This window comes from Myceligenerans cantabricum, assembly GCF_054777735.1.
This window is the reverse complement of record NZ_BAAHAJ010000009.1, coordinates 597,556-623,345: the sequence shown is the minus strand read 5'-3', so window position 1 is coordinate 623,345 and position 25,790 is coordinate 597,556. Positions and strand designations below refer to the sequence as shown.

The 25,790-nt window shown below is 72.5% G+C and carries 22 protein-coding genes and 1 tRNA gene; 22 read left to right on the top strand and 1 reads right to left on the bottom strand.

What is annotated here, in order from left to right:
* Positions 1-186 precede the first annotated feature (186 nt).
* The 21 genes from hisI to ACYU96_RS11870 all read left to right on the top strand — a co-directional run bounded on the left by hisI (position 187) and on the right by ACYU96_RS11870 (position 22,531).
* Positions 187-597 carry a phosphoribosyl-AMP cyclohydrolase gene (gene hisI, locus ACYU96_RS11970; protein ID WP_460754602.1) on the top strand — a complete coding sequence of 137 codons (411 nt, stop codon included), beginning with the start codon at positions 187-189 and terminating at the stop codon, positions 595-597.
* Complete coding sequence (locus tag ACYU96_RS11965) at positions 594-2,183, top strand: anthranilate synthase component I (RefSeq protein ID WP_460753450.1); 1,590 nt, start codon at positions 594-596, stop codon at positions 2,181-2,183. Before hisI ends, ACYU96_RS11965 begins: the two co-directional genes overlap by 4 nt.
* Positions 2,184-2,191: 8 nt before the next feature.
* Complete coding sequence (locus ACYU96_RS11960; RefSeq protein WP_460753447.1) at positions 2,192-2,803, top strand: Trp biosynthesis-associated membrane protein; 612 nt, start codon at positions 2,192-2,194, stop codon at positions 2,801-2,803.
* Positions 2,804-2,861: 58 nt separating this feature from the next.
* On the top strand, positions 2,862-3,107 hold the full coding sequence (locus ACYU96_RS11955; protein WP_460753444.1) for an HGxxPAAW family protein: 246 nt from the start codon (positions 2,862-2,864) through the stop codon (positions 3,105-3,107).
* Entirely contained in the window at positions 3,104-3,373 is a 270-nt protein-coding gene (locus ACYU96_RS11950; protein WP_460753442.1) for a DUF4190 domain-containing protein, read from the top strand. Before ACYU96_RS11955 ends, ACYU96_RS11950 begins: the two co-directional genes overlap by 4 nt.
* Positions 3,366-3,803 carry a DUF2752 domain-containing protein gene (locus ACYU96_RS11945; protein WP_460753439.1) on the top strand — a complete coding sequence of 146 codons (438 nt, stop codon included), beginning with the start codon at positions 3,366-3,368 and terminating at the stop codon, positions 3,801-3,803. Before ACYU96_RS11950 ends, ACYU96_RS11945 begins: the two co-directional genes overlap by 8 nt.
* Positions 3,804-3,964: 161 nt before the next feature.
* A complete protein-coding gene (locus ACYU96_RS11940) occupies positions 3,965-4,225 on the top strand; it encodes a hypothetical protein (protein ID WP_460753436.1) in 261 nt (86 codons plus the stop codon).
* Between the two features lie 158 nt (positions 4,226-4,383).
* Positions 4,384-5,199 (top strand): indole-3-glycerol phosphate synthase TrpC, encoded by an 816-nt coding sequence (trpC, locus tag ACYU96_RS11935; protein WP_460753433.1) that lies wholly within the window; start codon positions 4,384-4,386, stop codon positions 5,197-5,199.
* A gap of 53 nt (positions 5,200-5,252) precedes the next feature.
* Positions 5,253-6,548, top strand: coding sequence for a tryptophan synthase subunit beta (trpB, locus tag ACYU96_RS11930; protein WP_460753430.1), 1,296 nt, complete (start codon positions 5,253-5,255; stop codon positions 6,546-6,548).
* Complete coding sequence (gene trpA, locus ACYU96_RS11925; RefSeq protein WP_460753427.1) at positions 6,545-7,423, top strand: tryptophan synthase subunit alpha; 879 nt, start codon at positions 6,545-6,547, stop codon at positions 7,421-7,423. Before trpB ends, trpA begins: the two co-directional genes overlap by 4 nt.
* 61 nt (positions 7,424-7,484) lie before the next feature.
* Positions 7,485-7,631 (top strand): hypothetical protein, encoded by a 147-nt coding sequence (locus ACYU96_RS11920; RefSeq protein ID WP_460753424.1) that lies wholly within the window; start codon positions 7,485-7,487, stop codon positions 7,629-7,631.
* 106 nt (positions 7,632-7,737) lie between these two features.
* On the top strand, positions 7,738-12,279 hold the full coding sequence (gene gltB / locus ACYU96_RS11915; protein ID WP_460753421.1) for a glutamate synthase large subunit: 4,542 nt from the start codon (positions 7,738-7,740) through the stop codon (positions 12,277-12,279).
* Positions 12,272-13,768 carry a glutamate synthase subunit beta gene (locus ACYU96_RS11910; protein ID WP_460753418.1) on the top strand — a complete coding sequence of 499 codons (1,497 nt, stop codon included), beginning with the start codon at positions 12,272-12,274 and terminating at the stop codon, positions 13,766-13,768. The genes gltB and ACYU96_RS11910 overlap by 8 nt, the downstream gene beginning before the upstream one ends.
* A gap of 182 nt (positions 13,769-13,950) precedes the next feature.
* Positions 13,951-15,390, top strand: coding sequence for a pyruvate kinase (gene pyk, locus ACYU96_RS11905; protein ID WP_460753415.1), 1,440 nt, complete (start codon positions 13,951-13,953; stop codon positions 15,388-15,390).
* A gap of 202 nt (positions 15,391-15,592) precedes the next feature.
* Positions 15,593-16,912 (top strand): ABC transporter substrate-binding protein, encoded by a 1,320-nt coding sequence (locus tag ACYU96_RS11900; RefSeq protein ID WP_460753412.1) that lies wholly within the window; start codon positions 15,593-15,595, stop codon positions 16,910-16,912.
* 198 nt (positions 16,913-17,110) lie between these two features.
* Positions 17,111-18,424: an ABC transporter substrate-binding protein gene (locus ACYU96_RS11895; RefSeq protein ID WP_460753410.1), complete on the top strand. Its 1,314-nt coding sequence runs from the start codon at positions 17,111-17,113 to the stop codon at positions 18,422-18,424.
* Positions 18,425-18,561: 137 nt separating this feature from the next.
* Positions 18,562-19,671, top strand: coding sequence for a carbohydrate ABC transporter permease (locus ACYU96_RS11890; protein WP_460753407.1), 1,110 nt, complete (start codon positions 18,562-18,564; stop codon positions 19,669-19,671).
* The gene (locus ACYU96_RS11885) at positions 19,668-20,597 is read left to right on the top strand and encodes a carbohydrate ABC transporter permease (RefSeq protein ID WP_460753405.1); all 930 of its coding nucleotides are present in this window, start codon (positions 19,668-19,670) and stop codon (positions 20,595-20,597) included. Before ACYU96_RS11890 ends, ACYU96_RS11885 begins: the two co-directional genes overlap by 4 nt.
* A 209-nt stretch (positions 20,598-20,806) precedes the next feature.
* Positions 20,807-20,888, top strand: a tRNA-Leu gene (locus ACYU96_RS11880).
* 210 nt (positions 20,889-21,098) lie between these two features.
* Positions 21,099-21,716 carry an ANTAR domain-containing response regulator gene (locus ACYU96_RS11875; protein WP_460754599.1) on the top strand — a complete coding sequence of 206 codons (618 nt, stop codon included), beginning with the start codon at positions 21,099-21,101 and terminating at the stop codon, positions 21,714-21,716.
* Positions 21,717-21,871: 155 nt separating this feature from the next.
* Positions 21,872-22,531, top strand: a complete 660-nt coding sequence (locus ACYU96_RS11870) for a GNAT family N-acetyltransferase (RefSeq protein WP_460753403.1) — start codon at positions 21,872-21,874, stop codon at positions 22,529-22,531.
* A gap of 69 nt (positions 22,532-22,600) precedes the next feature.
* Here ACYU96_RS11870 and ACYU96_RS11865 read toward each other — a convergent pair whose 3' ends face one another.
* A complete protein-coding gene (locus ACYU96_RS11865) occupies positions 22,601-23,047 on the bottom strand; it encodes a hotdog fold thioesterase (protein WP_460753400.1) in 447 nt (148 codons plus the stop codon).
* Between ACYU96_RS11865 and polA the strand changes: the two genes are divergently transcribed.
* Positions 23,046-25,781 carry a DNA polymerase I gene (gene polA / locus ACYU96_RS11860; protein WP_460753398.1) on the top strand — a complete coding sequence of 912 codons (2,736 nt, stop codon included), beginning with the start codon at positions 23,046-23,048 and terminating at the stop codon, positions 25,779-25,781. The two genes, ACYU96_RS11865 and polA, sit on opposite strands and share 2 nt — an antisense overlap.
* Positions 25,782-25,790: the final 9 nt, after the last annotated feature.

The window sequence follows — 25,790 nt, the reverse complement described above, 5'->3', positions numbered from 1 at the left end:
TTTCGCCGAGGGCTTCACCGACGTGAGGACCTCAGCCGCGGATGAGGTCGGGAGGGCGGCAGACCGCGCTCCGGACGCTCCCGCGACGCCGCCGGAGGTCCCGCACGCCGCCCGGCCGCGACCGCCTCGCCCCCTCGTAGGTGGCAGGATTCTCGTGTGCAAGGTTCCACTGGTGAGAACGAGTCCGTGACGCGCGGCGGCGGAGCACCGCCGCCCGTCCTCGACCCCTCCGTCGCCGCCCGGCTCAAGCGGGACGACGACGGCCTCGTCGCCGCCGTCGTCCAGCAGCACGACACCCGCGAGGTGCTCATGCTCGGCTGGATGGACGACGAGGCGCTTCGCCGCACCCTCACCTCCGGGCGGGTGACCTTCTGGTCCCGCTCGCGCGGCGAGTACTGGCGCAAGGGCGACACCTCGGGCCACGCCCAGCACGTGCACTCCGTCAGCATCGACTGCGACGGCGACGCCCTGCTGGTCCGGGTCGACCAGGTCGGCGCCGCCTGCCACACCGGGACCCGCACCTGCTTCGAGGCCGGCGGCGACCTCGGGGCCGTCCCGGCCGACCGTCCGACCACCGCCCGCGAGGAGTCCCCGTGACGACGCAGACCACCACCGCCCCCACCGGCGCACCCGCCGCCCTCGCCTGGGGGGACACCTGGCCCGGGCTCGCGGACTTCCGCGCGCTCGCCCCGGACCGCCGCGTCATCCCCGTCGTCCGCAAGATCCTCGCCGACGACACCACGCCCGTCGGCCTCTACCGCGCGCTCGCCTCCGGCGCCGGGTCGTTCGTCATGGAGTCCGCCGAGGCCACGGGGGAGTGGTCGCGCTGGTCGTTCGTCGGCGTCGCCTCCCGCGCCGTCCTGACGTCGCAGGGCGGCCGCGCCCGCTGGACGGGCGACGTCCCGGTCGGCATCCCCGCCGAGGGCGACGTGCTCGACGTCGTCCGGGAGACGCTCGAAGTGCTGCGCACCCCGCGCCTGGCGAACCTCCCGCCGTTCACGGGCGGCCTGGCCGGGTCGCTGGGCTGGGACGTCGTGCGGCACTGGGAGCCCACGCTCCCCGCCCGGGCGCCCGACGAGCTGCACGCCCCCGAGCTCGCGCTCTGCCTGGCCACGGACCTCGCGGTGGTCGACCACCGCGAGGGCACCGTGTGGCTGGTCGCCAACGCCATCAACGCCGACGACACCGCCGAGCGCGTCGACGAGGCGCACGGCGACGCCGTCGCCCGCCTCGACGCGATGCAGGCCCGCCTCGCGGCCGGTGCGCCGCCGGTCACCACGGTCGTCGCCGCGGCCGCCGGGACGCCGGGCGCCGTGCCGGACCCCGTGCCCACGCTGGAGTTCCGCTCCACCCGGCAGGAGTACGAGGAGGCCGTCGGCGTCGCCAAGGAGGCGATCCGCGACGGCGAGGTCTTCCAGGTCGTCCTGTCCCAGCGGCTCGACCTCGACTGCCCGGCCGACCCGCTCGACGTGTACCGCGCGCTGCGCACCATCAACCCCAGCCCGTACATGTACTACTTCCGCCTCCAGGACACCTCCGGGCGGCCGGTCGCCGTCGTCGGGTCCAGCCCCGAGACACTGGTCAAGGTGCGCGACGGCCACGTCACCACCTACCCGATCGCCGGGTCCCGGCCCCGCGGCGCCCACCCCGAGGAGGACGTGGCCCTGGGCGAGGATCTGCTCGCCGACCCGAAGGAGCGCGCCGAGCACCTGATGCTCGTCGACCTGTCCCGCAACGACCTCGTCAAGGTGTGCGAGCCCACCTCCGTCGAGGTCGTCGAGTTCATGCAGGTGCGCCGGTTCAGCCACATCATGCACCTGTGCTCGACGGTCGTCGGCCGGCTCCGGGACGCGGCCACCGCGCTCGACGCGCTGCGCGCCACGTTCCCCGCCGGCACGCTCTCCGGTGCCCCGAAGCCCCGCGCCATCGCCCTCATCGACGAGCTCGAGCCCGCCTCCCGCGGCATCTACGGCGGCACCGTCGGCTACTTCGACTTCGACGGCGACATGGACATGGCCATCGCCATCCGCACCGCGATGATCGCCGACGGCCGCGCCCACGTGCAGGCCGGCGCCGGGATCGTCGCCGACTCCGTCCCGCGCCTCGAGTACGAGGAGTCGCGCAACAAGGCCGCCGCCGCCGTGCGCGCCGTCCAGCTCGCCGCCCGCTTCCGCCAGGCATGAGCAGCCCCGTGACCGAGACCCGCACCACCCCGCTCACCCGCACCCGCGCCCTGCTGGCGCTCCTCGCGCTCGGCGGCGTCGCGCTCGCGACGGCGTCCGTCACCTGGGTGACCACCGAGGTCGCCACGGCCGTCCAGGCCGACGTCGCCGTGCAGGCCACCGGCAACGAGGCCGCGCCCGTCGTCGGCGCCGCCGCGCTCGTGCTGCTCGCCTGCGGCCCGGCGCTCGCTCTCACCGGCCGCGTCGGGCGGTACGTGGTCCTCGCCGTCGCCGCGCTCGCCGGCGCCGGCGTGGCCACGGCCGCGCTCGCCGTCGTCACCGACCCCGAGACGGCCGGCACGTCCGCCGCCGCCGACGCCGCGGGCGTCACCGACCTGACCGCCCCCGTCGACCTGACCGCCGGACCGTGGGCGACGGCGGCCGCGGGCGTGCTCGCGGTCCTCGTCGCCGTCGCGGCGGCGCTCGCGGCCCGGCGCTGGCCCCAGGCGTCCCGCCGCCACGAGCGCGACGCCCCGCCCGGGTCCGCCGACGGTGCCGGGGAGTCGTCCGGCGAGCCCGATCCCGCCGACGACTGGGACGCGCTCACCCGTGGCGAGGACCCGACCCGCACGGACCGTTAGGCTGGGTGCGGGCGGCGGGACCGCCCGTTCCCCTGACGTCGAAAGGCACCACGACACGATGACCGAGAACCACGCCGCAGCCACCGAGGTCGCGTACCTGCCGGAGGCCGTTCCGCCGCACAACCACGGGCACACGGTGGCCGCCTGGGTGACGATGATCGGCATCATGCTGGGCTCGCTGGTGTCCGCCGCCGGCGTCGTCGTCGACGGCGCCTTCTGGCTGTTCTGGGCCGGCCTCGTGCTCTGCGTCGGCAGCCTCGTGCTGGGCGGGGTGCTCAAGGGGATGGGCCTGGGCCAGAGATGAGCACGGCGGCGCCGGACCGGGCCCGGAACGCGCTGGGCGTCTGGTCCCTCGTGCTCGGCGGCGCGTCGTTCCTCCTTCTCCTCGGTGCGCTGACCGGCGTGCCGGCGATCCTCGTCGGCAACGGCGGCCGGCGCGCCGTGCGGGCCGGGCAGGCCGACAACGAGCGGGTCGCCCTCGCGGGCGTCCTGCTGGGCTGGGCGTCCGTGGCCGCCACCCTGGTCGGCGTCGGCGTCGTCGCCTACCTGGTGGCGGCGGGAAATGGCTGAGGCGGCGACGGCGGCCGTGGCGGGACCGACGGTCTTGCGGCGCCTGCGGGCGCCGCTGGTGACCGCCGCGGCGGTCGGTGCGGGCACGGTGCTCGTGGTCGTCCGCGACCCGCACGTGGAGCACAGCTACGGTTTCTGCCCGCTGCTCCTGTTCGCGGGCTACGCGTGCCCGCTGTGCGGCGGGCTGCGGAGCACGCACGACCTGGCCCACCTCGACGTCGCGGGCGCGTGGGCGGCGAACCCGCTGTGGGTCGTCCTGGCGCCGACGCTCGTCGTGCTGTGGGCGGTCTGGCTGGTGCGCCGCGCCCGCGGCCGGTCCGGCCCGTACCTGCCGAGCTGGACGGCGCTGTCGCTGCTGGGGGTGCTGACGGCGTTCGCCGTCCTGCGGAACGTGCCGTTCCTCGTCCCGTACCTCACGCCCTGGCTCTGACCTGCCGGTCCGGGTGGCTCTCCGCGCCACGATCCTCACCGAACGACAGCGCCGTCAGGAACTGTGAGTTAGCGCCAACATCGCGCCCGGGCTGTGTGCAACCCGCCATCTCGTACCAGGGGTTGCGGCCGATACCGTCGGCACCAACCCCGGGAGTGATGATGGGAAACCTACAAAGCCACCGCCGGTCCGGACACGACCCCTTCGCCTGGACCGGCGGCGAGACCGACCGCCTGCGCCGGGCGGGCCCGCTCTGCGAGCTCCACCCCCGGGCTGCTGACGACGACGCGCTCGCCCCGCGCGGCAGCCTCGTCGTGCCCGACGCGGGGAACCACGCGTCGCTGGTCGACGGCTGCCGGCTCGCCGGGGGCACCGCCGAGATCGCGCGGGCCTCCGCCGTCGTCGCCCGGACGGCGCCATGAAGGGCGCGGCCGGGCTGCCCGGGCGACCAGGATGGGTCATGCTGGGGGCCCGCGGGCCGTCCGACAGGTGGTGGATGGGCCGGACATCGCGCGCGACGTCCTACGATGAGACGCAGGGTGAGGACGGCATCGCAGTGAAGGACACAGGAGGCACACGTATGGCGGTCCTGGACGACATCGTCGCGGGGGTCCTCGAGGACCTCGCGGAGCGTGAGGCGCGCACGTCGCTCGACGACCTCAAGGAGAAGGCGTCGCGCGTCCCGGGCGCGCTCGATGCCGTGGGCCGGCTGAAGGACCCCGAGGCGGTCGCCGTCATCGCGGAGGTGAAGCGGTCGAGCCCGTCCAAGGGCGCGCTCGCCGAGATCACCGATCCCGCGGAGCTCGCCGTCGAGTACGCCCAGGGCGGCGCGGCGGCGATCTCGGTCCTGACGGAGCGGCGCCGGTTCTCCGGGTCCCTCGCGGACCTGGACGACGTGCGTGGGCGGGTCGACGTCCCCGTGCTGCGCAAGGACTTCATCGTCACGCCGTACCAGGTGTGGGAGGCTCGCGCGCACGGCGCCGACATCGTTCTCCTCATCGTGGCGGCGCTCGAGCAGACCGTGCTGACGTCGCTGATCGAGCGCGTGCACTCGCTCGGCATGACCGCGCTGGTCGAGGCGCACGAGCTGGACGAGGTGCGCCGGGCGCTGGACGCCGGCGCGCGGGTCGTGGGCATCAACCACCGCAACCTCAAGACCCTCGAGATCGACATGACCGTGTTCCAGCGGCTCGCCCCGTACGTCCCGGACGACGTGGTGCGGATCGCCGAGTCCGGCATCGGCGGCCCGCGCGACGTCATGGAGATGGCGCGCGCCGGGGCCGACGCCGTGCTCGTGGGCGAGGCCCTCGTGACCGGCGAGGCGCCCCGCGCGTCGGTGGCCGACCTCGTGGCCGCGGGCGCGCACCCGTCGCTGCGCTCGGTGCGCCCCTCCTGAGCCCTCGTACCGATGAGCCCTTGTACCGACCTGTCACGCAGAAGGAGAACGAGATGAGCCTGGCCGATCGCCTGGCGGACGCGACCGGGCCCTACTTCGGCGAGTTCGGCGGCCGGTTCGTGCCCGAGGCGCTCATCGCCGCCCTCGACGAGCTCGAGACCGAGTACGCGAAGGCCGCCGGGGACCCGGCGTTCGGCGACGAGCTCGCCCGGCTGCACCGGGAGTACACGGGGCGTCCGAGCCCGCTGACGGAGGTGCAGCGGTTCGCCGCCCACGCCACCGGCGACGCGTCCCCGGGCAGCGTCCGCGTCCTGCTCAAGCGCGAGGACCTGAACCACACCGGCTCGCACAAGATCAACAACGTGCTCGGCCAGGCGCTGCTGGTCAAGCGCATGGGCAAGAGCCGCGTGATCGCCGAGACGGGCGCCGGACAGCACGGCGTCGCCACGGCGACCGCCGCCGCCCTGATGGATCTCGAGTGCGTCATCTACATGGGCGAGGAGGACACCCGCCGGCAGGCGCTGAACGTCGCCCGGATGCGGCTGCTCGGTGCCGAGGTGGTCCCCGTGACCGCCGGGACGCGCACGCTCAAGGACGCGATCAACGAGGCGCTGCGCGACTGGGTGACGAACGTCGAGCACACGCACTACGTGCTGGGCACGGTCACCGGGCCGCACCCGTTCCCCGAGATGGTGCGCCAGTTCCACCGCATCATCGGCGAGGAGGCGCGCGGGCAGGTGCTGGAGCGGACGGGCCGGCTGCCCGACGCCGTCGCCGCGTGCGTCGGCGGCGGATCGAACGCCCTGGGCATCTTCAACGCGTTCCTGGACGACGACGGCGTCGCGCTGCACGGCTTCGAGGCCGGCGGCGAGGGCATCGACTCCGGCCGCCACGCCGCGCGGTTCTCCGGCGGCTCGCCCGGGGTGCTGCACGGCGCGCGCTCGTACCTGCTGCAGGACGGCGACGGCCAGACCCGCCCCAGCCACTCGGTGTCGGCGGGCCTGGACTACCCGAGCGTCGGTCCCGCCCACTCGTGGCTGCACGACCTGGGCCGGGCCTCGTACGCGCCCGTGACCGACGACGAGGCGATGGACGCCTTCCGCCTGCTGTGCCGCACGGAGGGGATCATCCCGGCCATCGAGTCGGCGCACGCGCTGGCCGGAGCGCTGCGGCTGGGCCGCACCGCCGCCGCGCAGGGCCGGACGGGGCCCGACGGGGAGCCGTACACGATCCTCGTGAACCTGTCCGGCCGGGGTGACAAGGACGTGGCGACCGCCGCGCGCTGGTTCGGGCTGCTCGACGAGGGCGTGGCCTCCGAGGAGCTGGAGAAGATGGAGGGCCGGGGATGAGCGAGACGACGAGCACGGCGAGGAGCGCGGTCGCGGGCGTCCCGACGGGCGACCTGCTGACCCGCCTGCGCGAGGAGGAGAACCGTCCCGCGCTGGTGGGCTACCTCCCCGTGGGCTTCCCCGACGTGGAGCGGTCGATCGAGGCCCTGCTGACCCTGGCCGACAACGGCGTGGACGTCATCGAGCTGGGCATCCCGTACTCCGACCCGGTGATGGACGGCATCGTCGTCCAGGAGGCGGCGCAGGGCGCGCTGGACGCCGGGGTCCGCGTGTCGCACGTCTTCGAGGCGATGCGGCGGATCCGGGAGCACGCCCCGCACGTCGCGGTGCTCCCGATGACGTACTGGAACCCCGTGCTGCGGTACGGCGTCGACGCGTTCGCGCGCGACCTGGCCGCCGCCGGCGGCTCCGGGCTCATCACGCCCGACCTCATCCCCGACGAGGCCGCCGCCTGGATCGAGGCGAGCGACCGGCACGGCGGCGAGAGCGGCCTGGACCGGGTGTTCCTCGTCGCGCCGACCTCCACGCCGGACCGGCTCGCGCTCACCGCGCGGGCCTCGCGCGGGTTCGTCTACGCCGCGTCCCTCATGGGCGTCACGGGCGTGCGCGCCAGCGTGGGCGAGCGGGCCGAGCAGCTCGTGAGCCGCACGCGGGCCGCGGGCGCGCAGCACGTCTGCGTCGGCATCGGCGTGTCGTCGGGAGCGCAGGCCGCCGAGATCGGCCGCTGGGCCGACGGCGTGATCGTGGGGTCCGCCCTCGTGCGCCCTCTGCTGACCGACGAGCCGTGGGCTGACCGTCTCAAGAATCTGGCGGGTGTCACCCGTGACCTGGCATCCGGGGTACGGTCTGCACGCGCCCCACAAGGCGCGAACTGACCTGCCACCGAGTATTCAGCGGTTCAAGTTCGGTCATGGCCGGGTATTCTGGGCGTACGTCGTGCTCTACACTCTCGCCCGGGTCCGGATCGAGATGACGCGGATCGACGGGACGGGGATCCTCCAGGGTCTCCGGCTCGATGTCTGGGTGCGGGTACCGGTCTCGGCCACCACCGAGCCGGCACCCGGGACCACGCTACGGGCGTGAGCGACCGACCACCCGTCGGCCGCGCACCCCAGTCCGATTTCCGGGCCGACGGCGCCCCGGTACGAGCTAGAGATGCGTCCGGCATGCCCGGACGATGTGAGGATCCATGACCATGCCGTTGCACCGGAACGAAGCCAGAGGGCTCTACGACCCGTCCGCGGAGCACGATGCCTGCGGCGTGGCGTTCGTCGCCACGCTCCGCGGCACGCCCGGCCGCGACATCGTGGACGCCGGCCTGACCGCGCTGCTGAACCTGGACCACCGCGGCGCCGTCGGCGCCGAGGAGGACACGGGCGACGGCGCCGGCATCCTGACGCAGATCCCCGACGCGTTCCTGCGCGACGTGGTCGACGGCGAGCTGCCGCCCGCCGGGAAGTACGCGATCGGGACGGCGTTCCTGCCCACCGACAAGACGGAGCGGGACCAGGCCGTCGCGCGCGTCGAGGCCCTCGCCGCCGAGGAGAAGCTCGACGTGCTCTCCTGGCGGGACGTCCCGGTCGACGCGTCGATGGTGGGTCCGACGGCCCGCGCCACCATGCCGGTCTTCCGCCAGCTCGTGCTGGCCGACCCGTCCCGGGAGCTCGGCGGCATCGACCTCGACCGCCGCTGCTACCGCCTGCGCAAGCGCGCGGAGAAGGAGCTCGACCTGTACTTCGCGTCGCTCTCGTCGCGGACCGTCACGTACAAGGGCATGCTCACCACCTCCCAGCTCGAGCCGTTCTTCGGCGACCTCCAGGACCCGCGCTACGCGACCGAGATCGCGCTGGTGCACTCACGCTTCTCCACCAACACGTTCCCGAGCTGGCCGCTGGCCCAGCCGTTCCGCACCATCGCCCACAACGGCGAGATCAACACGGTGCGCGGCAACCGCAACTGGGTGGCCGCCCGCGAGGGCTCCATGGCCTCGGACGTGCTCGGTGACTTCGACCAGCTGCGCCCCGTGTGCTCGCCCGGCTCCAGCGACTCCGCGAGCTTCGACGAGGTGCTGGAGCTGCTGCACCTGTCGGGCCGCTCGCTGCCGCACTCCGTGCTGATGATGGTCCCGGAGGCGTGGGAGAACCACGCCGAGATGGACCCCGACCGGCGTGCCTTCTACGAGTACAACGCGAACCTCATCGAGCCGTGGGACGGCCCCGCCGCCCTGACCTTCACCGACGGAGAGCTGATCGGCGCGGTCCTGGACCGCAACGGCCTGCGGCCGGGCCGGTTCTGGGTGACCGACGCCGGCCTCGTGGTCCTCGCGTCGGAGGCCGGCGTGCTCGACATCGACCCCGCCTCGGTGGTGCGCAAGGGCCGCCTCGAGCCCGGCAAGATGTTCCTGGTCGACACCGGTTCCGGCCGGATCGTCGAGGACGACGAGATCAAGTCCGGGCTCGCCACGCGGTACCCGTACCGTCAGTGGATCGACCAGCACTCCGTGCACCTGGACGACCTGCCCGAGCGGGAGCACGTCGCGCACAGCACGGCGTCGGTGCGCCGCCGCCAGCGCGCCTTCGGGTACACGGAGGAGGAGCTGAAGATCCTCCTGACCCCGATGGCCTCCAGCGGCGCCGAGCCGCTGGGCGCGATGGGCTCCGACACCCCGATCGCCGTGCTCTCGCAGCGCCCGCGCATCCTCTTCGACTACTTCACCCAGATGTTCGCGCAGGTCACCAACCCGCCGCTGGACGCCATCCGCGAGGAGCTGGTGACGTCGATCGGCAGCGCCATCGGCCCCGAGCCGAACCTGCTCGCCGACCTGCCCGAGCATGCGCGCAAGCTCGTGCTCGGCTTCCCGGTGCTGGACAACGACCGGCTCGCCAAGATCGTGCACGTCGACCGCGACCGGAACCTGGAGGGCGTGTTCCGCAGCGAGGTCGTGCGCGGCCTGTACGACGTGTCCGGCGGGGGAGCGGCGCTGCACGCCCGCCTCGAGGAGATCTTCGCCGAGGTCGACGCGCACGTGGAGGCCGGCGCCAGCTTCATCGTGCTGTCCGACCGGCACTCCACCGCCGAGGTCGCCCCGATCCCGTCGCTCCTGCTGACCAGCGCCGTGCACCACCACCTGGTGCGCAAGCACACCCGCACGCAGGTCTCGCTCGTGGTCGAGGCCGGCGACGTCCGCGAGGTGCACCACGTCGCGCTCCTGATCGGGTACGGCGCGGCCGCGGTGAACCCCTACCTCGCCATGGAGACGGTCGAGGACCTGGCCCGCCGCGACTACCTCGGCGTCGCGCCCGAGGTGGCGGTGGCGAACCTCATCAAGGCCCTGGGCAAGGGCGTGCTCAAGGTGATGTCCAAGATGGGCATCTCCACGATCATGTCCTACCGCGGCGCCCAGATCTTCGAGGCCGTCGGCCTCTCGCACGAGCTCGTGGAGGACTACTTCACCGGGACGACGTCGCGCCTGGGCGGCATCGGGCTCGACGTCATCGCGGCGGAGACCGCCGCCCGGCACGCCGAGGCCTACCCCCGCTCGGGCAACCGCGGCCCGGCCGACCGGCTCACCACCGGCGGCGAGTACCAGTGGCGCCGCGACGGCGAGGAGCACCTCTTCGACCCCGAGACGGTGTTCCGGCTGCAGCACTCCACCCGGACCGGCCGGATGGACATCTTCCGCCAGTACACGCGCCGGGTGGACGAGCAGTCCCAGCGCCTCATGACCCTGCGCGGCCTGCTGCGCTTCAGCCCGGACCGCGAGCCCGTGCCGATCGACGAGGTCGAGCCGGTCTCGGAGATCGTCAAGCGGTTCAACACCGGGGCGATGTCGTACGGCGCCATCTCCCAGGAGACGCACGAGACGCTCGCCGTGGCCATGAACCGGCTCGGCGGCCGCTCGAACTCCGGCGAGGGCGGCGAGACGCCGGACCGGCTGCACGACCCCGTGCGCCGCAGCCGCGTCAAGCAGATCGCCTCGGGCCGCTTCGGCGTGACCTCGGAGTACCTGACGAACGCTGACGACATCCAGCTCAAGCTTGCCCAGGGCGCCAAGCCCGGCGAGGGCGGCCAGCTGCCGGGCAACAAGGTGTACCCGTGGATCGCGTCGGCCCGCTGGTCGACGCCCGGCGTCGGCCTCGTCTCGCCCCCGCCGCACCACGACATCTACTCGATCGAGGACCTCGCCCAGCTCATCCACGACGCGAAGAACGCCAACCCGGACGCGCGCGTCCACGTGAAGCTGGTCAGCGAGTTCGGCGTCGGGACGGTCGCGACGGGCGTCTCCAAGGCGCACGCCGACGTCGTCCTGATCTCGGGGCACGACGGCGGGACGGGCGCGTCCCCGCTCACGTCCCTGAAGCACGCGGGCACGCCGTGGGAGATCGGCCTCGCCGAGACCCAGCAGACGCTCGTCCTCAACGACCTGCGCGAGCGCATCACCGTCCAGGTGGACGGCCAGATGAAGACGGGCCGCGACGTGATCGTCGCCGCGCTGCTCGGCGCGGAGGAGTACGGCTTCGCGACGGCGCCGATGGTGGTCTCGGGCTGCATCATGATGCGCGTGTGCCACCTGGACACCTGCCCGGTGGGCGTCGCCACGCAGAACCCCGAGCTGCGCAAGCGGTTCACGGGCAAGCCGGAGTTCGTCGTGAACTTCATGGAGTTCATCGCCCAGGAGGTCCGCGAGCACCTCGCGGCGCTCGGCTTCCGCTCGCTCGACGAGGCGGTCGGCCGCGTGCAGGTGCTCGACACGCGCAAGGCCGTGGACCACTGGAAGGCCCAGGGCCTCGACCTCGGCCCGGTCCTGGAGCGGATCGAGCCGGTGGGCGGCTCCGCGCTGCGCCGCACCAGGGACCAGGACCACGGCCTGGACCGCGCGCTGGACAACCAGCTCATCGCGGCGGCGGCGCCCGCCCTGGAGCGTGGCGAGAAGGTGACCGTGGAGGTGCCGGTGCGGAACGTGAACCGCACGGTCGGCACGCTGCTCGGCCACCAGGTGACCAGGCGCTACCGCGGCGAAGGGCTGCCCGACGGCACCATCGACGTGACCCTCACCGGGTCCGCCGGCCAGTCGTTCGGCGCCTTCGTGCCGCGCGGCATCACGCTGCGGCTCTTCGGCGACGCGAACGACTACGTGGGCAAGGGCCTGTCGGGCGGCCGCCTCGTGGTGCGCCCGGACAAGGCGGCGGTGCTCGACGGCGCGGCCAACGTCATCGCGGGCAACGTCATCGGCTACGGCGCCACGACCGGCGAGATCTTCCTGCGCGGCCGCGTGGGCGAGCGCTTCGGCGTGCGCAACTCCGGCGCCACGCTGGTGACCGAGGGCGTGGGCGACCACGCCTGCGAGTACATGACGGGCGGCACCGTGCTGGTGCTCGGCCCGACGGGCCGCAACGTCGGCGCCGGCATGTCCGGCGGCGTCGCGTACGTGCTGAACCTGCGCGACGGCGCGACGAACGCCGCCGCGGTGGCCTCGGGCGAGCTGGCCCTGAGCCCGCTCGACGACGCCGACTGGGAGACCGTCCGCGGCCTGCTGGAGCGGCACCTGGCCGAGACGGGCTCGCTCGTGGCGACCGAGCTGCTGGAGGACGACCGCGCACGCGAGCGCTTCACCCGCGTGCTGCCGCCCGGCTGGGCGCGCGTGCGCGAGGCGCTGGAAGGCGTGGACCTGGACGAGAACGAGTGGGACCCCGCGCGGTGGGACCGGATCATGGAGGTGGCTCGTGGCTGACCCGCGCGGCTTTATGAAGGTGACCGAGCGTGAGCTCCCGCCGAACCGTCCCGTCGAGGTGCGGCTGCTGGACTGGAAGGACACGCGCGACGTGCGCGAGGCCGGCAAGCCGTTCCTCGGCAGGCTCACCGAGCAGGCCGGGCGCTGCATGGACTGCGGCGTCCCGTTCTGCCACCAGGGCTGCCCGCTGGGCAACCTCATCCCCGAGTGGAACGACCTGGTGTGGCGCGGCCAGTGGGGCGACGCCATCGACCGGCTGCACGCGACCAACAACTTCCCCGAGTTCACGGGGCGGGTCTGCCCGGCCCCGTGCGAGACGTCGTGCGTGCTGGCCATCAACCAGCCGGCCGTGACGATCAAGAACATCGAGGTGTCGATCGTCGACGAGGCGTTCGCGCGCGGGCTCGTCACCCCGCACGTGCCCGAGCGGCTGACCGACTCCACGGTCGCCGTCGTCGGCTCGGGGCCGGCCGGCCTCGCCGCCGCGCAGCAGCTCACGCGCGCCGGGCACACCGTCGTCGTCTACGAGCGGGACGACGCGATCGGCGGCCTGCTGCGGTACGGCATCCCGGACTTCAAGCTGGAGAAGCACCACATCGACCGCCGTCTGGCGCAGATGGAGGCCGAGGGCACGAGGTTCCGCCCGTCCACCGAGATCGGCAAGGACATCTCGTGGGACGCGCTGCGCCGCCGGTTCGACGCCGTCGTCGTCACCACGGGGGCGACCGTGCCGCGCGACCTGCGGCTGCCCGGCCGCGAGCTGGACGGCGTGCACTTCGCGATGGACTTCCTCACGCCGCAGAACCACGCCAACGGCGCGGCCGCGGAGGGGGAGACGCCGGTCCTGCCCGAGGGCGCGCCGTCGGCCGCGGGGAAGCACGTCGTCGTCATCGGCGGCGGCGACACCGGCTCCGACTGCGTCGGCACCGCGCTCCGGCAGGGCGCGACGAGCGTCACCACGCTCGCCATCGGCAAGAAGCCGCCGGTGGCGCGCCCCGGGCAGCAGCCCTGGCCCACCGACCCGATCCTCTTCGAGGTCTCCTCCTCGCACGAGGAGGGCGGCGAGCGCACGTACCTCGCCTCGACGGTCGAGTTCGTCGACGACGGCGCGGGCCGGGTGCGCGCGCTCCGGGTCGCCGAGACCGAGTACCTGCCCGACGGCCGCCGTGCCCCCCGGGCCGGCACCGAGCGGGAGATCCCGGCCGACCTGGTGCTGGTCGCCATGGGCTTCACCGGCCCGGAGACCCAGCCGCTCGAGGAGCAGACCGGCATCGAGATCACGGACCGTGGTCTCGTGGCGCGCGGGGACGACTATGCTGCGAGCCTGCCGGGCGTGTTCGTCGCCGGCGACGCCGGCCGCGGGCAGTCCCTCATCGTGTGGGCCATCGCAGAGGGCCGCGCCGCGGCCGCCGCGGTGGACGAGTACCTGTCGGGCGGCACGGAGCTGCCCGCCCCGGTGCGTCCCAGGACCCACGCGCTGCGGGCGTGACCGGGAAAGTTCACCTGACGTTGTGCCCGTCCACAGCGCATCCTGCGTGTGGACGGGCATAGCCTGAAGACCGAGAGACAACCCATGGCCCGCACCGGGCCGTGCGGACCCCGAGCCTGTGTTCGTGCTTCTGCCTCGCACGTACAGATGCGCGGGTACCGCGAGACGACGAGGCTGGAGACATGCGCAGAGCAAAGATCGTGTGCACCATCGGACCCGCGACGGCGTCGCCCGAGAAGCTGCGGGAGCTGGTGGACGCCGGGATGAACGTGGCGCGGATCAACCGCAGCCACGGCGAGCAGTCCGAGCACGCTCAGATCATCAAGAACGTCCGCCAGGCCGCTCAGGACGCCGGTACCTCCGTGGCGGTCCTCGTGGACCTGCAGGGCCCGAAGATCCGGCTGGGCCGGTTCGCCGGGGACCAGAAGCACTTCCTCGAGGCCGGCGACACGTTCACCATCACCACCGAGGACGTGGAGGGCACCCGGGAGCTGGTCTCCACCACGCACAAGGGCCTCCCCGAGGACGCCCGCGTGGGCGACCCGATCCTCATCGACGACGGCAAGGTGCGCGTCGTGGTGGAGTCTGTCGACGGCCCGCGCGTGACCACGCGCGTCGAGGTGCCCGGCCCGGTGTCCAACAACAAGGGCCTGAACCTGCCGGGCGTGGCCGTCTCCGTGCCGGCGCTGTCCGAGAAGGACACCGACGACCTGCGCTGGGGCCTCGCGCAGGGTGCCGACTTCATCGCGCTGTCGTTCGTGCGGTCCGCCAAGGACTACGAGGACGTGCGCCGCATCATGGAGGAGGAGGGCCGCACCGTCCCCGTCATCGCCAAGGTGGAGAAGCCGCAGGCGGTCGAGAACCTCGCCGAGGTCGTGGCGGCGTTCGACGGCGTCATGGTGGCCCGCGGCGACCTCGCCGTGGAGATGCCGCTCGAGCAGGTGCCGCTCGTGCAGAAGCGGATCGTCGAGCTCGCGCGCCGCAACGCCAAGCCGGTGATCGTGGCCACGCAGGTCCTGGAGTCGATGACGAACTCGCCGACGCCGACCCGCGCGGAGGCGTCGGACTGCGCGAACGCCGTGCTCGACGGCGCGGACGCGGTCATGCTCTCGGGCGAGACGTCCGTGGGGGACTACCCGATCCTCACCGTGCAGACGATGGCGAAGATCATCACGGCCACCGAGGGGGCGGGCCGCGAGCGGATCGCCCCGCTCGGCTCGACGCCGCACACCCGCGGCGGGGCCATCACGCGCGCCGCCGCCGAGATCGGCGAGCGGCTCGGCGTGAAGTACCTGGTGACGTTCACCCAGTCCGGCGACTCGGCGCGGCGTATGTCGCGCCTGCGGTCCTCGATCCCGCTGCTCGCGTTCACGCCCGAGGAGGGTGTGCGCAACGCGCTGTCGATGACCTGGGGGACCACCCAGTACCTGGTGCCGAAGGTTGGCAACGTGGACGCGATGGTGGACCAGGTCGACACGACGCTGCAGGCCAACGGTCTCGCCGAGAAGGGCGACCTCGTCGTGGTGGTGTCCGGGGCGCCGGTGGGCGTGCCGGGGACGACGAACTCGATCCTGGTGCACCGGATCGGGACCCAGGCCGACGGGCGCTCGCTGAGCGCCTGACCTGACGAGCACGTCCGCGGCGGCGGGCGACGGAGCGTGGCCGGTGCCGCGGACGTCGCCCGCCGCCGTCGCCGTGCTCGGGTGGCTTGTGGGCAGATTTCATCCTTGTCGGTCGGCTTTGGGTGTGGAAGCGTTGCCATTCGGGAGCGGGCGATGGCGTCCGCTCGACTGGCCGCATGACCAATGAGGGTGAAGCGCAACCATGATTCGTCATACCCGTGCCGCCGCGGCGGCAGGCATCATCGTCGTCTCCGGACTGCTCGCCGGCTGCGGAGTGGACCTCGCGTCAGGGGACGAGGGCGAGCCCGGCGACATCACGCTCGAGATCACCACGTTCGGCGTCATGGGGTACGACGACCTGTACGAGGAGTACGAGAAGACCCACCCCGGCGTCACGATCGAGGCGGAGAACTACGAGACCGGCGAGGCGGCCCGTGTCGCGCTCTTCGAGAAGCTCGACAACGGCGAGAAGCCGGCCGACGTCGTCGCCCTCGAGGAGGGCTGGCTCGGTCAGGTCATGGCCGTGTCCGGTGAGTTCGTCGACCTGCGCGACTACCACATCGACACGTCGAGCTGGCAGTGGCTGCCGTGGAAGTACGAGCAGGGGACCGCGCCCACCGGGCGCGTGATCGGCGCGGGGACCGACATCGGGCCGATGGGCCTGTGCTACCGCCGCGACCTGTTCGAGGCGGCCGGGCTCCCGGGCGGCCGGAAGGAGGTCGCCGAGCTGTTCGCCCAGGGCGACGGCGGCTGGGAACGGTACTTCGAGGTCGGGCGCCAGTATCGCGCGCAGACCGGCAACGCCTGGTACGACCAGCCGCTGTTCGTCTGGAACGCGATGGTGAACCAGCTCGGCGAGGGCTACTACAACATCGACGGCGAGGTCATCGTCGCCGAGAACGAGGCGCTCCAGGCGCAGTTCCAGCTGCTCGCGCAGGCCGAGGCCGACGGGCTCTCGGCGGGTGAGGCCGCCTGGGACTGGGACGGTGGCAAGGCGTTCACCGACGAGTCGTTCGCCACCTTCATGTGCCCGGGCTGGATGCTCGGCATCGTCAAGGACCAGCTGGCGAACGCCGGCGGCGGTCCCGAGACGGGCTGGGACTTCGCCGACGTGATGCCGGGCGGCGCGGCGAACTGGGGCGGGTCGTTCCTCGGCGTCCCGGAGACGTCGCAGCACCCCGGTGCGGCGGCCGAGCTCGCGCTCTGGCTCACCAAGGCGGAGCAGCAGGAGGAAGCCTTCCGGGTGGCCGGCACGTTCCCGAGCGCGGAGGAGATGATCCACGTCTTCTCCAGCTCCAAGGAGGGCGACCCCGTCTTCGGCGGGGCGCGGACCGCCGCGATCCTGTCGGGCCGTACGGAGGGCGTGCAGGCGCAGTTCAAGGGGCCGCTCGACTCCCAGATCCAGGAGCAGGCGTTCGGCGAGGCCCTGACCGCGCTCGACCTCGGCGAGGTGACCGCCGACGAGGCGTGGCAGCGTGCGCTGGCCCGGGTCGAGGAGCTGCAGACGGGCACGAATGAGTAACGATCCGGCAGGTAAGTAGCCGCTGACCTGCCGGATCGCGGAGCATCGCGAGTCTCGGGCCCGACCGGGACTTGACGCGTGAACGGGAGGTTCGGCACCATAGCGATCACACGATGGAAGCGCTACCACGCTCTCGTGGACGGCGTCCCCAGGGGCGCACCAGGACGGTGCGTCAGGAAGACAGACAAAGGAGTCAACGTGCTCAGCAGCACTCGATCAGGTGGCCGCAGCTTCGCGGTCACCGCTGGAATGGCCACCCTCGCCCTCGGACTGTCCGCGTGCGGTGGCGGGAACGACGAGGGCGGTGCGGCGGCGGACCCCGACGAGCCGATCACGCTCACCGTCGCCACGTTCAACGACTTCGGGTACACCGACGAGCTCCTCGCGGCGTACACGGAGGAGCACCCGAACGTCACCGTCGAGCAGACGGTCGCCGCGGAGGCTCCGGACGCCCGGAACAACCTCACCACGAAGCTCGCCGCCGGCGGCGAGGGGCTGGCGGACATCGAGGCCATCGAGGTCGACTGGATGAGCGAGCTGGCCCAGTACCCCGACCTGTTCGAGGACCTGGCCGACCCGGAGCTCGAGGGTCGCTGGGTGGACTGGAAGGTCGCGCAGGCCACCACGCCCGACGGCAAGCTCATCGGCTACGGCACCGACATCGGTCCCGAGGCGATCTGCTACCGCCAGGACCTCCTGAAGGACGCCGGTCTCCCGTCCGACCCGGACGAGGTCGCCGAGCTGCTCGGCGGCGAGGACGCCACGTGGGACGACTACTTCGCCGCGGGGGCGGACTTCGCCAAGGGCTCGGACGCCGCCTGGTACGACTCGGGTGTGGCCATCTTCCAGGGCCTGATCAACCAGATCGACTACGCGTACGAGAACGAGGACGGCACGCCCAAGTCCCTCGCGGACAACGCCGAGGTCAAGGACCTCTACGACACCGTCGTCGAGCAGAACGAGGCCGGGCTGTCGGCGGGCCTCGAGCAGTGGGGCGAGGACTGGACCTCCGGGTTCCAGAACGACGCCTTCGCCACGATGCTGTGCCCGGCGTGGATGACCGGTCCGATCGAGTCCAACTCCGGTGGCGTCGAGGGCTGGAACATCGCTGACGTCTTCCCCGGTGGCGGTGGCAACTGGGGCGGCTCGTTCCTCACCGTCCCGGCCTCCGGTGCGAACACCGAGGCGGCCAAGGAGCTCGCGGCGTGGCTGACCGCTCCCGAGCAGCAGACCACGGCGTTCGAAGCGGCCGGCACCTTCCCCTCGCAGGTCGAGGCGCAGGAGTCCGAGCAGGTCCAGTCGTTCGTCAACGAGTTCATGAACGACGCCCCGGCGGGCCAGATCTTCTCGAACCGCGCCCAGGCGATCGAGGGCAACCCGTTCAAGGGCCCGAACTACTTCGCGATCCACCAGACCGTCCAGGACGGCATCACGCGCGTCGAGACCTCGGGCGAGGACGCCGAGAAGTCGTGGGAGAAGTCGCTGAGCGCCTACGACGAGCTCGGTCTCTGACCGGCTCGGTCCGCTCCACACCGTGAGCCGGACGGTTGCCGCCACGTCGTCGTACGTGGCGGCAACCGTCCGGCTCGCAACGCACACCCACGTGCCTGCCCTCACCCGACGCGCAGCTAGCTGATCAGGAAGACGACATGGCCGCACTCACCACGACGGAGCCCGCACCGGGCTCCACCTCGCCGGCGCCCCGGACGCCGCGCAAGCTGGGGTTCTCCCAGACTCTGGGCCGCTGGGACGTCAAGATCGCGCCCTACCTCTACATCTCCCCGTTCTTCATCCTCTTCGCGCTGACGGGGCTCTTCCCGCTCGGGTACACGGCGGTCGTGTCGGTGTACGACTGGAACCTGCTCGGTGGGCAGGGGGAGTTCGTCGGGTTCCAGAACTACTCCGACGTCCTCGGCCAGCCGACGTTCTGGAAGTCCCTGGTCAACACGCTGTCGATCTTCCTGCTCTCGGCGGTGCCGCAGGTGATCATCGCGATCACGCTGGCGGCGCTCCTGGACCAGAACATCCGCAACGCCACCTTCTGGCGGATGGGGGTCCTGATCCCCTACGTCGTCGCGCCGATCGCCGTCTCCCTGATCTTCGGGCGTCTGTTCGCCGACCAGTACGGTCTCATCAACGACATCCTGGGTGCCTTCGGCATCGAGGCGATCGGCTGGCACAAGGACCGCCTGGCCAGCCACTTCGCCATCGCGACGATGGTGAACTATCGCTGGACGGGCTACAACGCCCTGATCTTCCTGGCCGCGATGCAGGCTGTACCGCGCGACCTCTACGAGGCCGCGACCATCGACGGCGCGGGCCCGTTGCGGCAGTTCTTCTCCGTCACCGTCCCGCAGATCCGCTCGACGGTCATCTTCGTCGTCATCACCGCCAGCATCGGTGGCCTGCAGATCTTCGACGAGCCCCGGCTCTTCGACACCGGCGGCCTGGGAGGCGCGGACCGGCAGTGGATGACCACGGTGCTGTACATGTACGACGTCGCCTGGGGCAACCAGCGGGACTTCGGCCGGGCGGCTGCCGTGGCCTGGATGCTGTTCGTCCTGATCCTGGCGATCGGGTTCGTCAACTTCCTGCTCAGCCAGCGGATCGCGTCCTCGGGCACGAAGACCCCGCGCGTGCGGCGGTCCGTGACGCGGCAGCTGCGCTCGGAGGCCCGCGCCGCGGCGCGGGCCGGCACCACGGGCGGCACCGACCGCGGCACGCAGACCACCACGACCACCGACCGGAGGGACTCATGAGCTCCGTCGCAGCCACCGCGCAGAGCGCGGGCAAGGGCGCCGCGCAGGCCGCGGCCCGCAAGAGGGCACGCATGCAGCAGGCCCACGGGGCCGGCTCCGCGGTGCGCCGGCCTGGCTGGGTCACGTACGCGCTGCTCGGGATCGTGCTGGTGATCTCGGCGTTCCCGCTGTACTACACCCTGCTGCTGGGCTCGTCCGACCAGGTGTCGATCTCGCAGAGCGCCGTCCCGCAGCTCCTGCCGGACCCGAGCATCTTCGCCGGGTTCGCGGACGTCATGTCCTCGAGCCAGATCAACTTCTGGCTCGCGCTGACGAACTCCGTCATCATCGCGGTGGTGGTGTCGGTCGCGACGGTGCTGACCTCGACGCTGGCCGGGTTCTCGTTCGCCAAGCTGCGCTACCCCGGACGGAACGGGCTGCTCATCTTCGTGATCGCGACGATGGCGGTGCCGACCCAGCTCGGCGTCATCCCGATGTACATCCTCATGTCGGAGCTGTCGTGGATCGGCAAGATCCAGGCGGTCATCGTCCCGGCGCTGGTCTCCGCGTTCGGCGTGTTCTGGATGACGCAGTACCTGGAGTCGGCGCTGCCGTTCGAGCTGATCGAGGCCGCCCGCGTGGACGGCGCCTCCATGATCCGCACGTTCTGGAGCATCGCGATGCCGGCCGCGCTGCCGGCCGCGTCGATGCTGGGCCTGTTCATCTTCGTGATGCAGTGGACGATGTTCTTCTGGCCCTCGATCGTCCTCGGGTCGCAGAATCCGACGCTACCCATCGCCGTGCAGAACCTCACCGCGGGGTACCACGACGACTACTCGCTGATCATGGCCGGCGTCTTCCTGGTCACGCTGCCGCTGCTGATCATCTTCGCGATCGTCGGCCGCCAGCTCGTCGCGGGCATCATGCAGGGCGCCGTCAAGGGCTGACCCCGGCCGGGCGCGGCACCCTCCGGGGCGCCGGCAGCGCTCGCCGACGGCGCCAGGAGCCGTCCACCGGGTCTTCCGGTGGGCGGCTCCCGTCCGTGCCTGGCTCCCGGCCGCCGCCGCCCGTCCACGTCGCCGCGCCGGAGGCTCGGCAGCCCGGTGAGCGGCAGCCGCCCGTGGCGGGGTTCGCCGTGTAAGGTAACCCCTGCCCGGCCCGCCTGGCGGAACTGGCAGACGCGCGCGGCTCAAACCCGCGTCTCTTCGGAGGTGGGGGTTCGAGTCCCCCGGCGGGCACGAGACGGTGGGTGGGGTGTGTTCACGCTCGTGGACCATGTCGTCTCGTCATGCCTTCCGTACGTGATGAAGAACAACCCACAGCGCCGCAGGTCGGCAGGCCCGATGCGGTACCAGGACAGTAGGATGTGACGCGTGAGCGACGAGACCACCCCCACGACCGAGGCCACCGAGGGCGAGACCACCAAGGTGGAGCTGGACCTTCCCCCCATGACGGAGGAGGCCCAGGCCGAGGAAGCCGCACCCGCGCGCACCTCCCGGCGTGCTGTCGTCGCCGAGGACGAGGCGCTGATCCGCATGGACGTGGTGGAGACGCTGCGCGAGGCGGGCTTCGACGTCGTCGGCGAGGCCGGTGACGGCGCGACGGCGGTGAACCTGGCGCTGGAGCTCAAGCCGGACGTCGTCGTCATGGACGTCAAGATGCCCGAGCTCGACGGCATCTCCGCGGCCGAGAAGATCGGCAAGGCGCACGCCGCCCCCGTGGTCCTGCTGACCGCGTTCTCGCAGACCGAGCTCGTCGAGCGGGCGCGTGACGCGGGCGCGATGGCGTACGTCGTCAAGCCGTTCACCCCGGCCGACCTGCTGCCGTCCGTGGAGATCGCCATCTCCCGCTACCAGCAGCTCGGCGCGCTCGAGGCCGAGGTCACCGACCTCAAGGAGCGCTTCGAGACCCGCAAGCGCGTCGACCGCGCCAAGGGCCTGCTCATGACGAAGATGGGGCTGACGGAGCCGGAGTCGTTCCGCTGGATCCAGAAGACGTCGATGGACCGGCGCCTCACCATGCGCGAGGTCGCGGACGCCGTCATCGACCAGGTCGGGAACGCCTGACCTGACGCCCCGCAGCGGGGGCGTGGCCTCGGGACTTGGAGGCAGAGGGCTCCCGGGCATAGTGTCGTGCGCTGAGTCGGACGATCGTCCAAGAGCGTCCGGTGCCCGCGCAGATCCAGTGCCGCGGGAGCGTGAGTACCCCGGAGGTGGCGTCAGTGCGAGAAACAGTCGAGGTACGGTCGGCCGACGTCGCCGACCTGGAGGCGGTCGCAGAGCTCGCGGTGCGCGGGCGGGACGAGGCACCCGCCGGGGCGCAGGTCACCGCCGGTGACACGGAACGGCTGCGGGAACAGCTCAGCGTGCTGCTGGCGGTCGAGGGCCAGGTGCTCGTCGCGGAGCAGGCCGGGAAGATCGTGGGCGTCGTGCTCGGCCGGGTCGTCGGCCCACACCTGTTCGCCCTGCGGCCCGCGCTCTACCTGGACACCGTGTTCGTGGCGCCCGACGCGCGGCGTCGTGGCGTCGGCCACGCCCTCCTGCGCGCGGTCGCGGTGCTCGCGGCCGACACCGACTGCGACGAGGTCTACGCCGCCCCGGTGGCCGGCACGCGCGGCGTGCAGCGCTTCCTGGCCCGGCTCGGCTTCAAGCCGGCCTGCGGCCACCGCGTGGTGCCCACCACGACCCTGCTGCGCCGCCTCGCCCACGACAGCGCGCTGGCGAAGGACGCGGGGCCGCGCCGCCGCGGCCCCGTCAGGGCCGGCCTCGAGGACCTGATCGCGAGCCGGCGCCGTGCCCGCGCGACGGGGACGGGCCCGATGGACCTCCGCGCGCTCCCGGGTGCCGCCCACCGGCCCCGCTCGGAGCGGATCGCGGGCTGAGAGGCCCGCCCTCGCGGCCGGGCCGCCCGGCCGCCGCCGGGTCTCCCCGCCCCGCTACCGCCCCCTCGTTCAACCGTCCAGGATCAGGCACGTGAGGCGGGCCGTGCAGACGCGCCGGTTCGTCTCGTCCTCGACGACGACCTCGTAGGCCGCCATGGTGCGACCCAGGTGGATGGCCGTGGCCACGGCCGTCACCGTGCCCGAGCGGGCACCGCGGTGGTGCGTCGCGTTGAGGTCGATCCCGACCGTCCGGCGGTCCGCGCCCGCGTGCACCTGCGCCGCCACGGACCCCAGCGTCTCCGCCAGCGCGGCCGACGCCCCGCCGTGCAGCAGGCCCGCGGGCTGCGTGTTGCCCTCGACCGGCATGCGCCCCGCGGTGCGCTCCGCGGAGATCTCCGTGAACACGATGCCGAGCTTGTCGATCAACGTCACCTCAGGGGCGTCCGGGTACATCGTGCGCAGGTCCAGAGCCGCGGGAGGGGTGCTCACGGCGCCGCCGGGCTGAGTGTCAGTCATGAGGGATAGGTTGGCACCCGTGACGACCGAAGCGCGAACCGACCTCCCTGCCCAGACCTCCGCCGGGCCCCGCCCCCGGCTGCTGCTCGTGGACGGCCACTCCATGGCCTACCGGGCGTTCTTCGCCCTGCCCGACACGCTCGCCACCACGTCCGGGCAGGTCACGAACGCGGTGTTCGGCTTCACCTCCATGCTCACCAACCTGCTCCGGGACGAGCAGCCCACCCATGTCGCCGTCGCGTTCGACGCCGGCCGGGTGACCTTCCGCACCGAGCGTTACCCCGAGTACAAGGCGGGCCGCGCCAAGACCCCTGACGAGTTCCGCACGCAGATCCCCCTCATCCACGAGGTGCTCGATGCCCTGCACGTGCGTTACCTGTCCGCCGAGGGCATCGAGGCGGACGACATCCTCGCCACCCTCGCCGGCCAGGCGTCCGCTGCCGGCATGGACGTGCTCGTCTGCTCCGGCGACCGCGACGCCCTCCAGCTCGTGGACGAGCGGGTCACCGTGCTCTACCCGGTCAAGGGCGTCTCCGAGCTGACCCGCATGACGCCCGGCGCGGTCGAGGAGAAGTACGGCGTGCCGCCTCGGCGGTACCCGGACCTCGCGGCGCTCGTCGGGGAGAAGAGCGACAACCTGCCGGGTATCCCCGGCGTCGGCCCCAAGACGGCCGCCAAGTGGGTCACCTCGTTCGGCGGCCTCGACGAGCTGCTCGCCCGCGCCGGCGAGGTCAAGGGCAAGGCGGGGGAGAAGCTCCGCGACCACCTCGAGCAGGTGCGCACCAACCGCGAGCTCAACGCGCTCCTCACCGACGTCACCCTCGAGGCAGGCCTCGACGACCTCGCCCTGGCCGCCTTCGACCGCGAGGCCGTCCACCGCGTCTCCGACGCCCTGCAGTTCGGCCAGATGCGTGACCGCATCCTCGCCGTCGACCCGGCCGCGGAGCCGGACGAGGCGGAGGCCGCCGCCGTCGTCGTCGAGGTCGAGGTCGACGACGTCGCCCCCGGCGGTCTCGCCGCCTGGCTCGCCGCCCGCACCGGCCGGCTCGGCATCGACGTCTCGGGCACGACGTCGCCCGCGGGCGGGGACGCGTGGAAGGTGGCCCTCGCCGTGGACGGGCACGCCGTCGTCTACGACACCACCGAGCTCGGGTCCGAGGACGACGCGGCGCTCGCGGCCTGGCTCGCCGACGAGGCGGCACCGAAGGTGGTGCACGGGGCGAAGGCCGCCTGGCACGCCCTCGCGGGCCGGGGTTGGGACCTGCGCGGTGTCGACTTCGACACCGAGCTCGCCGCCTACCTGTGCCATCCGGACCAGCGCGGCTATGACCTCGGCGACCTCGCCGAGCGGCACCTGGGCCGCCGTCTCAGCGAGGCCGCGCCGGCCGCCCAGGGTGCGCTCGAACTCGACCTCGAGGGCGGGACGGCCGGAGCGGTGGAGTGCGCTCGCGCCGCGGCCGTCGGCGACCTCGCGGAGGTGCTCGGGGGTGAGCTGGCCGATCGCGGCGCGACGCACCTGCTGACCGACGTCGAGCTGCCCCTGTCGCGGGTGCTGGGACCCATGGAGCGCGCCGGCATCGCGGCCGACGAGGCGTACCTGACGGACCTGGAGAAGCACTTCGCCGCCGGCGTGGCCGACGCCGCGGCCGCCGCCTTCGACGTGATCGGGCGGGAGGTGAACCTCGGCAGCCCGAAGCAGCTGCAGGAGGTGCTGTTCGACCAGCTGGCGATGCCGAAGACGAAGAAGATCAAGACCGGCTGGACCACCGACGCGGCGGCCCTGCAGGACCTGTTCGTCAAGACGCAGCACCCGTTCCTGGAGCACCTGCTCACCCACCGCGACGTCACGCGCCTGCGCACCACGGTCGAGGGCCTGCTCAAGACGGTCGCGCCGGACGGGCGGATCCACACCACGTTCCAGCAGACCATCGCCGCCACGGGGCGCCTCAGCTCGGTCGACCCGAACCTGCAGAACATCCCCGTGCGGACGGAGGCGGGCCGGCGCATCCGGCGCGCGTTCGTCGTCGGGGAGGGCTACGAGACGCTGCTGACGGCCGACTACAGCCAGATCGAGATGCGGATCATGGCGCACCTGTCGGGCGACGAGGGCCTGATCACCGCCTTCCGGTCCGGGGAGGACCTGCACCGCTACGTCGGCTCGCGCGTCTTCCAGGTGGCGCCCGAGGACGTCACGGCGGAGATGCGGGCCAAGGTCAAGGCGATGAGCTACGGCCTCGCGTACGGGCTGAGCGCGTTCGGGCTGTCCCAGCAGCTCGGGATCTCCACGGGCGAGGCGCAGAGCCTCATGGACGACTACTTCGAACGGTTCGGCGGCGTGCGGGACTACCTGACCGGGGTCGTCGAGGAGGCTCGGGCCACCGGGTGGACCGCCACCGTGCTCGGCAGGCGCCGCTACCTGCCGGACCTCACGAGCGACAACCGGCAGCGCCGCCAGATGGCGGAGCGGATGGCGCTCAACGCGCCGATCCAGGGGTCCGCGGCCGACATCATCAAGCTCGCCATGCTGGGCGTGGGGCGCGAGATCGACGCCCAGGGCCTGCGGTCCCGCGTGCTGCTGCAGGTGCACGACGAGCTGGTGGTCGAGGTCGCCCATGGCGAGCGCGAGGTGACGGAGGCGCTGCTGCGCGCGCAGATGGGCGCGGCCTTCGAGCTGGACGTCCCCCTGGAGGTCTCGGTCGGCACCGGTCAGAGCTGGCACGACGCCGCGCACTGACGCGCGGTG

Excerpts from the sequence above, each read along its gene's own strand:
- ACYU96_RS11940 (WP_460753436.1), top strand. The coding sequence starts at position 3,965 with ATGGGAAACCTACAAAGCCACCGCCGGTCCGGACACGACCCCTTCGCC.
- ACYU96_RS11950 (WP_460753442.1), top strand. The coding sequence starts at position 3,104 with ATGAGCACGGCGGCGCCGGACCGGGCCCGGAACGCGCTGGGCGTCTGG.
- trpB (WP_460753430.1), top strand. The coding sequence starts at position 5,253 with ATGAGCCTGGCCGATCGCCTGGCGGACGCGACCGGGCCCTACTTCGGC.
- ACYU96_RS11945 (WP_460753439.1), top strand. The coding sequence starts at position 3,366 with ATGGCTGAGGCGGCGACGGCGGCCGTGGCGGGACCGACGGTCTTGCGG.
- ACYU96_RS11865 (WP_460753400.1), bottom strand. The coding sequence starts at position 23,047 with ATGACTGACACTCAGCCCGGCGGCGCCGTGAGCACCCCTCCCGCGGCT.
- ACYU96_RS11900 (WP_460753412.1), top strand. The coding sequence starts at position 15,593 with ATGATTCGTCATACCCGTGCCGCCGCGGCGGCAGGCATCATCGTCGTC.
- ACYU96_RS11890 (WP_460753407.1), top strand. The coding sequence starts at position 18,562 with ATGGCCGCACTCACCACGACGGAGCCCGCACCGGGCTCCACCTCGCCG.
- gltB (WP_460753421.1), top strand. The coding sequence starts at position 7,738 with ATGACCATGCCGTTGCACCGGAACGAAGCCAGAGGGCTCTACGACCCG.
- polA (WP_460753398.1), top strand. The coding sequence starts at position 23,046 with ATGAGGGATAGGTTGGCACCCGTGACGACCGAAGCGCGAACCGACCTC.
- ACYU96_RS11885 (WP_460753405.1), top strand. The coding sequence starts at position 19,668 with ATGAGCTCCGTCGCAGCCACCGCGCAGAGCGCGGGCAAGGGCGCCGCG.
- ACYU96_RS11955 (WP_460753444.1), top strand. The coding sequence starts at position 2,862 with ATGACCGAGAACCACGCCGCAGCCACCGAGGTCGCGTACCTGCCGGAG.
- trpC (WP_460753433.1), top strand. The coding sequence starts at position 4,384 with ATGGCGGTCCTGGACGACATCGTCGCGGGGGTCCTCGAGGACCTCGCG.
- ACYU96_RS11875 (WP_460754599.1), top strand. The coding sequence starts at position 21,099 with ATGACGGAGGAGGCCCAGGCCGAGGAAGCCGCACCCGCGCGCACCTCC.
- trpA (WP_460753427.1), top strand. The coding sequence starts at position 6,545 with ATGAGCGAGACGACGAGCACGGCGAGGAGCGCGGTCGCGGGCGTCCCG.
- pyk (WP_460753415.1), top strand. The coding sequence starts at position 13,951 with ATGCGCAGAGCAAAGATCGTGTGCACCATCGGACCCGCGACGGCGTCG.